The organism is Proteiniborus sp., assembly GCF_040308045.1.
Taxonomy (GTDB): domain Bacteria; phylum Bacillota; class Clostridia; order Tissierellales; family Proteiniboraceae; genus Proteiniborus.
The window spans coordinates 62,034-70,735 of the sequence record NZ_JAWRHZ010000039.1; the positions used below are offsets into that span (position 1 = coordinate 62,034).

Here is an 8,702-nt window from a genome sequence, read left to right on the forward strand (position 1 = left end):
GGTATAGCATGACTAGAAAAATAATCAAAAATTCATTTATTTATATCTTTTCTTTAATATGTATACTTCCCATGATGATTATGATATTTTACTCCTTTAAAGGTATAGATGGAAGCTTTTCGCTTGTACAATATGGACTAGCACTATTTCAGACAGAAGATTTCTTTAAAGGGTTTTGGAACTCTATCATATATACATTTGTGATTATTGGTATCAATATACCATTATCGCTCTTAAGTGCCTATGGATTTAGCAGGTTTAACTTTAAGGGAAAAGGTGTTTTATATTGGCTTTATATTGTACTTATGCTTATGCCTTTTCAAGCCACGATGGTAGCTCAACATCTTACCTTAAAAACACTGAATATAATGGACAGTCCTATGGCAGTGATAATACCTAATATATTCTCCACATTTGGGACTATACTGATGGCACAGCATATGAGAGGGATAAATAAGGAAATACTTGATGCGGGCAGAATAGATGGGTTTGGTGAGTTCAGACTCTTTTTGCAGATAATAGCACCGATTTGTAAATCAATTATTTTTGCCCTTACTGTTCTGATTTTTATAAATTACTGGTCTATGGTTGAACAACCACTAGTCTTTATTAAAGACGCAGTTGATATGCCATTATCTGTTATATTAAATGCCAGTAAAAGATTTAGAAACATAGCCTTTGCTTGTGGGACTCTATTTAGCATATTACCTATTCTTTTATATCAGTTTTCTTATGATGATTTAGTCCATGGTATAAGTCTTACAGGTGGCATCAGCGTAGAGGACGTAGACAAAAAAGAAAAGGTACGAACAAACAAGCAAACTATTTCTAAGATAATAGTTGTTTTCATGATTATCATGGGAATATGTACATTATTTACTCAAAAGATTAGCTATATCATGACACCTAAAGTAGAGATAGTACATATAAGGAGCGGAGACTTAAAATCTATTCCAAGTGAGCCTACAAGTGAGTCATTGGGATATTATACATATATTGTGCCTGCTTCCTGTATTCATACGGACGGTAAGGATCAGGTCATATATACTATCATGACAGAGAAGTCACGACGTCAAAGAGATGAAGCCGTGAAAATGGTAGTAACTATAGTTGAAACTAATGGAATAGAGGTAGCGATTCAAGGAGGTTTTTCTAAAGATGCTCATATTATTGAAAGGTCTACAAAGCCTATTATAGATGGAATGATTGTAAGGGTATTGAATGATGGAGGTGCTGATTATGGGGATTAAGCAGAGGATTGCACTGATAGCAGGGTTTATACTCATACTTTCAGCTATGTTCTTCTTCCAAAAAAGCATAATAGATGAGTTTACTTTGAATCCAGAACGATTGGAGTTATACTTCCATAAGGAAAGTGAGATTTTATCAGCTATACTAGCAGAAGAAGAGTATATCACTGAGAAATATACTGTAGCATATGAAGAAATGGAAAACAACTCAAATAATAATGCTTTTATTATCTCCATACAAAAGATTGCAAATAATGAAGATGAGTTTTTTAAAGATAAGTTTATAGATTATTTAAAGATTAAGATTCCCTATATAGATGAGGACACATTAAACATAAGGGATTATTCCAATAATAATAGGGTTCTAGCAGAGTGGCATAAGGGGACTAAGCTATTTATAGCTTCTTTGTTATTTGTACTATTAGTGATAATCTTCATAAGAAAGGTAAAAATCATAAAAAATCATGTAAAGGAAGAGCTCAAAATACATTACATAAAAGAGGTGATAAAGTTAAGGATAAGTGAAATTCTTGAAGAAGCTATTAAACTAGTAGTATTGATGTTTGGAGGAATATTCCTGTTGCAATGGATTATAAAATTTCAATTCAATATCCCTGGAAAGTACTTACCAGCTAATGATATTTTTGATTTTAAATTTTATCAAAACTTAAGCAATGCTACAAAAATGGGTTTAAGTAGTTATGGGTGTCTTTTTGATAGTACTTTAAATAAAGTAAAATTACTTAGTCTGGGAATCTTTATATTAGGAACAATTACATTATTAGTTACTATAAGAGCGTTCAATAATGAGCTACTGAGAGGAAGGGATTGATGTGGGAAAAGTAGTGTTTAAAAACATAAAAAAAGTATATCCAGGAAATGTACTTGCAGTAAAAGACTTTAATCTTGAGATAGAAGATAAAGAATTTATAGTATTAGTTGGCCCTTCTGGCTGTGGTAAATCCACAGTTCTTAGAATGGTTGCAGGTCTTGAAGCTATTACTGATGGCGAATTATTTATAGATGAAAAAAAGGTTAATGATGTCGTGCCAAAGGATAGAGATATAGCTATGGTATTTCAAAACTACGCTCTCTATCCTCATATGACAGTTTATGAAAATATGGCTATAGGATTAAAGCTTAGGAAGGTACCAAAGAAAGAAATTGATTTAAAGATTAGCTCTGTAGCAGAACTAATCAAAATTGAAGAATTGCTAAATAGAAAGCCAAAGGCACTATCAGGAGGTCAACAGCAAAGAGTAGCTTTAGGGAGAGCAATTGTAAGAAATCCCAATGTATTCTTAATGGACGAGCCATTATCAAATCTAGATGCTAAATTAAGAGTACAGATGAGAGCAGAGATAATTAAGCTTCACAAAGAGCTAGCCACTACATTTATATATGTAACTCATGACCAAACAGAAGCCATGACTATGGGAACTAGGATTGTAGTCATGAAGGACGGACTGATACAGCAAGCTGCAAGTCCTATGGAGATTTACGACAATCCTGTAAATACTTTTGTTGCAGGATTTATAGGAACACCTCAAATGAATTTTATAGATGCTAAGATATCAGTAGAAGATGAAAATGCTTATATAAAATTTGGTGGAGAAAAACTAGAAATTAAGAACTCAAAGCTTCTATTAGACATGAAGGGGTCACAAGGTGAGATGATTTTAGGTATCAGACCCGAACATATTCATATTGAACCAGTTAAAAACTATATAGAGCTTGAGGGAACAATAGATGTTGTTGAGCATATGGGAGCAGAAACTCATATTCATGTTCAAGTTAGTCATGAGAAACTAACTGTAAGAGTACCTTATGAGGTTAATAAAAAAGCAGGAGATAAAATTAAAATTTTTATAGATGAAAGCAAACTTTATCTATTTGATAAAACTGATCATAAGCTAATAGGAAAGCTGTAAAAAACGAAAATCTTAGGAATTGGTACGTTGATTTATAGCTAAAATTATGTACCTATTTAATCTTATGAATTTGGCTTAGATAACTATTTAATATTTCCGTATTATTGTTTGTATTTCTTTAAACTATAATGTAAAATAAGAAAGAAATCTTAGGTATTTATATATGGGTTAGAACATTATATATAAAAGCCTTGTAATACTCCGTTATAAATATAATTAAGAAAAAATATATCAGATTTTTATAGAGAGGTTATTTATGGATAAATGGAAAGACGCAAAGTTTTTCCCCTCTGGACATACTTTTTGAAATATCAGTTGATGAAAAGCAGAAAGAGCTTTGCTTTGGTTATCACATAACAGGAAAAAACATACTAACAGCTTTAATAGTTTAAACTGAGCTCGGTTACTTGTTAATCTATAATTTTATTGTTATAATTAGTATTATTAAATATCAAATTATTAAATATAAAACTATATCCTAGGAGTGACTAATATGTCGAAAGTTAATCTACCAAAAACTGAACGAGGGCAAGAAACACTAGATAAAATTTGCAAATCCGCAGAACAGCTGTTTAGTGAAAAAGGTTATTACAATACAAGTATTAATGATATTGCTAATAAAGCAGGAGTAGCACCTGGAACAATTTACATATATTTTAAAGATAAATTAACGGTTTTTCAATATCTAATTCATGATTTAAATTATAATTTAAGAAAAAAAATCGCTATCGCTTCGAAAGATTGTAAAACAAGATATGAAATAGAATATACAGGTATGAAAACTTTTTTTGATTTTGTTAGTGAACACCGTGGCTTATTTAAAATAATCTGGGAAGCACAATTTGTTGACTATAGTATTTTTCAGGATTATTATGAAAACTTTTCAAATCGCTACATAGTAGGATTGAAAAAAGCCCAACAAAATAAAGAAATAATAGATATAGATCTTGAAACACTTTCATATTGTCTTATTGGTATAGCAAACTTCATTAGCCTTAAGTGGATAATCTTTGATAATAAGCCTGTTACTGATGAAGTAGTAGAAAATATTATGAAAATACTTAAGCATGGAATTTTTAGATAATATTTTATATATCCTTTTATCTAATAGTTTTTATTAGTATTTTATAGAAATTAATTTAACTCTAAGGTATAAATAAAATTTGGAAAAAGTATAAAAATGGGAACCTCTATTTGACTACTAAACCACAAGGGAGAGATTCCCATAGAAAAATTACATTACTACAACGTTAGTAAAAGTTTTTATTTTTAGACCTAATATCCTAATTGCTTTTCTAAACAGATAGTTTCAAACATTTATTTTCTTCCCTTCTTATGATTTTATAAATTGTAAATCTCCTCAGATTAGTTAAATTCAATACTTTCCCATTATTTAGTATGTAAAAAATTTTTTTCCTTGAAGAAATTTGTATCGAAAGTAATTTACGTTTTAGAATTAAATTTTTTTAAAAATTATACTTGACATATAATAAAGATTATGTTACGTTAAATATGAAAGGTGATTCAGGTTTTATATTAATAGAGAAAACGTTTGCCAAATTATAAGATAAGCTTTAAAGAGAATACAAATAGATACAAATAATTATCTCGAATTTTCTGAAAATACAAAAAATAGATTATATACAGTTAATTATAGAACGCATATAAATGTAAATGTATATAGATGATTCAAATATAACAAGGGTTATTAAAATTTATCTTTATTTATGCATTAAACCATAAACATAAGGAGGTGAAGCTAAATAATAAATGTAATTAGTTAAGAAACAAAGGATGAATAAGTTGTAAATAGTTTTTTATAAATTAAAGGAGGGTTGGATAATGAATTTAAATGGTAAAACTACTTTCTTTATGATATTAATGGCTATCTTATGGGTACTTATTGTTCTAATGGGTTGGAAAGGAATCTGGTTTCCATCTATGTTTTTGTCACTAATTATTATTGGGATACACATGATGTTAGGAAGCGCTAAGAAAGGAATATTAAGTAAAAAATTATTTGTCTATCCAATTTTATCTTGGTTTATAGTATGGGCATTAAGCTTTGGATTGTCAAAGTATCATGCTGACATGTTTGCTGGAAGAATGCCTGATTTTACTATTTTAGGTTTTCATCCTTCATTTGCATGGACTATAATATTATATTTTATAGGAGGCGTTCTTACTATAAGTGTTGGATATAGGGTTTTGGCAGATGAATGGCTAACAAAAAAAGAATGGGAAGAATTTAAGGATAATATTAAGAAGTTAAACGAGGAGAGAGGGGGAGAATATAGTGACAGCAGGAACTAAATTTCTTATTATTGCATTCTCGTTTGGAATGATAGCAGTATCTTTTTTAATAGGTTGGTGGGCAAAAAGAAAGATTACTAATGTTCAGTCGTTTTTTGGTGGAACAGGACTTCTTGGACCAGTTACTGTTGGCCTTTCAGCAATGTCGGGGATTGCTAGTGCATTTGCTATCGTAGGCATTCCAGGTATAGTATATGCCTTAGGCAATTCAATGACATTTTGGATGTTATCTTCAGCAGCATTTGCTTTGTCTTTTATGGTTATAGGAAAGAAGATTAGAGGTATGGCGGAATTAGGGCCTATAGCAAGTTTAGGAGATATTTCCGACTTAAGGTTTAATAATAACAAAGCTATTAAGATCTTGTTAAGTATAGTATTATTTGTGGGGAGTATTGCCTATCTTGCTGCACAGATTGATGCTTGCTCAGTTTTATTTGGTCACTTATTAGGTTGGAGTCCAATGGTTGCAGGGTTTGTAATTTTTGGAATATTAACTCTCTACATGGTACTTAGTGGAGAAGTAGGAGGAGCTCTTACACAGGCATTTCAAGGCTTTGTAATGGTAGTAGCTTCTTTGGTATTACTTATTTCATTCTTTGCAATTACCAAAGGTTTTGGACCAGTTATCGAAGTTGTAAGTAATGCTGGAACAGTTACCAGTGGAGAATTAACCAAGACTTTTATTCCTGATTCAATGAATGCATATGGATTTGCTCCTGGTACTATGGCAATGGCATGGATGCTAATTCCTATACTAGGTTGTGTAGGGCAACCACAGGTTTTAGTTAGAATGTATGGAATAAACGATCCAACTCAAATGCCAAAATCAGGAGCGATTGCCACAGTAACTCATATGGTAGTTGGTTTCTTTGCTGTTGTGGTTGGATATGAAGCGCTTTATTTAGTTGGTAAGGGTCTTATACCACCATTATCAAATGGGGATCAAGCAATATTTGCTGTTGCTGACTACATAGGAGTATATGCACAGTTATTTGTATATGCTGCAATTTTAGCGGCAGCTATGTCATCAGCAAGTATGTTTCTATCAATGAGTTCTACTATACTTTCAAGAGATTTACCAGATGCATTTGGTATTAAAGTAGATCCTAAAAAACAAATAAATATATCAAGGGTAACAATGATAGTATTAGGTATTCTTTCAATTATTTTTGCTTTAACTAGTTCAGAAATGGTTGCTATTTTAGGTACATTTGGCTGGGGAACTTTGATGTCTGCAACCTTCCCAGTTTTCATAGTAGGGTTATTATGGAAAAAGGCTACAAGCAAAGGTGTGCTTAGTGGTCTAGCTGTAGCTTTAGTTTTGAATGTTGGTTCTCTGATACTTTCTAGCACAGGATTTAATTGGCCTGGAGGATTACCTTGGTATGTAACTGTTGTTGCAGCAGCAATAGTAGTCACAGTATTTGTTTCATTGTTTACTAAGGAAGAACTTGATAAGCGTATAGAAGCTGTTATTGATCTATAAAGTTTTAGCGTTCAGCTTAAGAAAACGATTTCTTGAGCCGAACCTTCTATAGGAGGGATGGTTAGATGAAAGTTATTGGTATCTGTGGAAGTCCAAGATTGGAAGGCAATACAGAATTTTATATTCAATTTACTTTAAATCAAATTAAAAATTATGGTATTGAAACTGAATTGATAAGACTAAGAGATAAGAACATAGCACAATGTGAAGGATGCTATAACTGTGTTGAAGCTAAAGATTGTGCAATTAAAGATGATTTTCAAGAAATTTTTAATAAAATGATTGAAGCAGATGGTATTATACTTGGTTCACCAGTATATAACTCATCAATTACCCCAAAATTAAAAGCTTTATTAGACAGGGCATCTTTCTTAGGTAGATGGAAAGCTAATGACATGAAGAAGGATAATGAGTCATATAAATGGAATGGTACAGCTTTTTCAGGGAAGGTTGCTGCACCAATAACTGTAGCTAGGAGAGCAGGACAGAATTTTGCTTTTGCACAAATGTTACTTTGGATGACAGTAAATGACTTCATTATAGCTAGTTCACATTATTGGAATGTTGGTGTTGCAGGAACTGGTGGTGGAATAGACGCCAATAAAGATGAAGAAGGAATTATTATTATGCAGCATTTAGCTGATAACATAACTCATATTATTAAACAACTTAAAAAATAAGAATAAACAGGTAATGTAAAAAGTTCTATGAAAAAATAATGGTCAAAAAATAGTGTTTTTAAAGCAAATTTTGAGTAGGTTCTCCCGCCACCCTTGACAAAAATAAGAAAATGCTTAAGTAAAAGTAACAAGGGCGAAGGGAACTCAAAAACAAGGCAACACAAATAAGCCCTTGAAATGTTCATTATAGCATTTTCTTAAACATTTTTATCAAGGGCAAGCCTTTGGTGGCTAGCTTATCTGGGCTCAGAAAATCTAAAAACAAGACTACTGAGAGTATGAAGATACAAGTTTTTCAGAAAGTTGTATTAATTTAATCCACCTAGCTGGCATATTTGGTAAGGATTCAAGTTCAGGAATAACAACTGGAACTTTAGCTTCAAGTGCTGCATGGGGTCTTAAAAAGTTAAAGTAAACAGCAAAGAGCGTAACAAAAGTAACAGAACCATGCTGAGCACCAAACCCGTGAGAAGACCTGTAATTACCTTTAAAAGTACGATTAAGTCTTTCAATAATCTGCTTCAAAGGACGAAGCTCTTTAGAAACAGGATCATCATTAGTAAGACCAATAACCTGAGAGACATCAAAGAAAATATTCTTACCAGCAAAGAAATGCTGAGCAAGGAGATAAATAGGATTACCATCAACAATGATATTAAGCTTCTCAGGGATAGCCTTAAACTTAGTTAAAACATCATCTAATGCTACAATAGCAGAAGGAGTATCACGATTAGGAGATATATGATAAGAAAGAATAATCTTCTTAACAGCGTCAAAGAAAAAGAAAATATAATGCCATTTACCATTAACCCTGATGTAAGTTTCATCACCACAAACAGAGCCAGAAAGCTCGTAAGGGTAGAAATCTACAAAAGGCTTAGTAATGATACTTACAGTATTGGCATAATTAAGAACAGTTTGATGAGAAATATCAACCTGGTGAATATCCTTCATGATAGCAGCAGTTTTTCTAGCACTAAGACCATAATTAACATAATAGGTTAGAACAAGGCCAAGAACATGATTAGAAGCATAAATTTTA

Annotated in this window: 8 protein-coding genes; 7 read left to right on the plus strand and 1 reads right to left on the minus strand. The window is 31.7% G+C overall.

Annotation, left to right across the window (positions count from 1 at the left end):
* The first annotated feature begins 8 nt into the window (after window positions 1-8).
* From ABV008_RS07730 to ABV008_RS07760, 7 genes are all read left to right on the plus strand, one after another.
* Entirely contained in the window at window positions 9-1,250 is a 1,242-nt protein-coding gene (locus tag ABV008_RS07730) for a carbohydrate ABC transporter permease (RefSeq protein ID WP_352419245.1), read from the plus strand.
* Complete coding sequence (locus tag ABV008_RS07735; RefSeq protein WP_352419246.1) at window positions 1,240-2,082, plus strand: hypothetical protein; 843 nt, start codon at window positions 1,240-1,242, stop codon at window positions 2,080-2,082. The genes ABV008_RS07730 and ABV008_RS07735 overlap by 11 nt, the downstream gene beginning before the upstream one ends.
* 1 nt (window position 2,083) lies before the next feature.
* Window positions 2,084-3,181, plus strand: a complete 1,098-nt coding sequence (locus tag ABV008_RS07740; RefSeq protein ID WP_352419247.1) for an ABC transporter ATP-binding protein — start codon at window positions 2,084-2,086, stop codon at window positions 3,179-3,181.
* 493 nt (window positions 3,182-3,674) lie between these two features.
* Window positions 3,675-4,265 carry a TetR/AcrR family transcriptional regulator gene (locus ABV008_RS07745; RefSeq protein ID WP_352419248.1) on the plus strand — a complete coding sequence of 197 codons (591 nt, stop codon included), beginning with the start codon at window positions 3,675-3,677 and terminating at the stop codon, window positions 4,263-4,265.
* A gap of 758 nt (window positions 4,266-5,023) precedes the next feature.
* Window positions 5,024-5,494: a hypothetical protein gene (locus ABV008_RS07750; protein WP_352419249.1), complete on the plus strand. Its 471-nt coding sequence runs from the start codon at window positions 5,024-5,026 to the stop codon at window positions 5,492-5,494.
* Window positions 5,478-6,980, plus strand: a complete 1,503-nt coding sequence (locus ABV008_RS07755) for a sodium:solute symporter family transporter (RefSeq protein ID WP_352419250.1) — start codon at window positions 5,478-5,480, stop codon at window positions 6,978-6,980. Before ABV008_RS07750 ends, ABV008_RS07755 begins: the two co-directional genes overlap by 17 nt.
* A gap of 65 nt (window positions 6,981-7,045) precedes the next feature.
* Window positions 7,046-7,660: a flavodoxin family protein gene (locus ABV008_RS07760; protein ID WP_352419251.1), complete on the plus strand. Its 615-nt coding sequence runs from the start codon at window positions 7,046-7,048 to the stop codon at window positions 7,658-7,660.
* A gap of 267 nt (window positions 7,661-7,927) precedes the next feature.
* On the opposite strand, the gene ABV008_RS07765 is transcribed toward ABV008_RS07760, so the two are convergent.
* The coding region (locus ABV008_RS07765) for a DDE-type integrase/transposase/recombinase (protein ID WP_352419252.1) at window positions 7,928-8,702 on the minus strand (775 nt) is incomplete at its 5' end.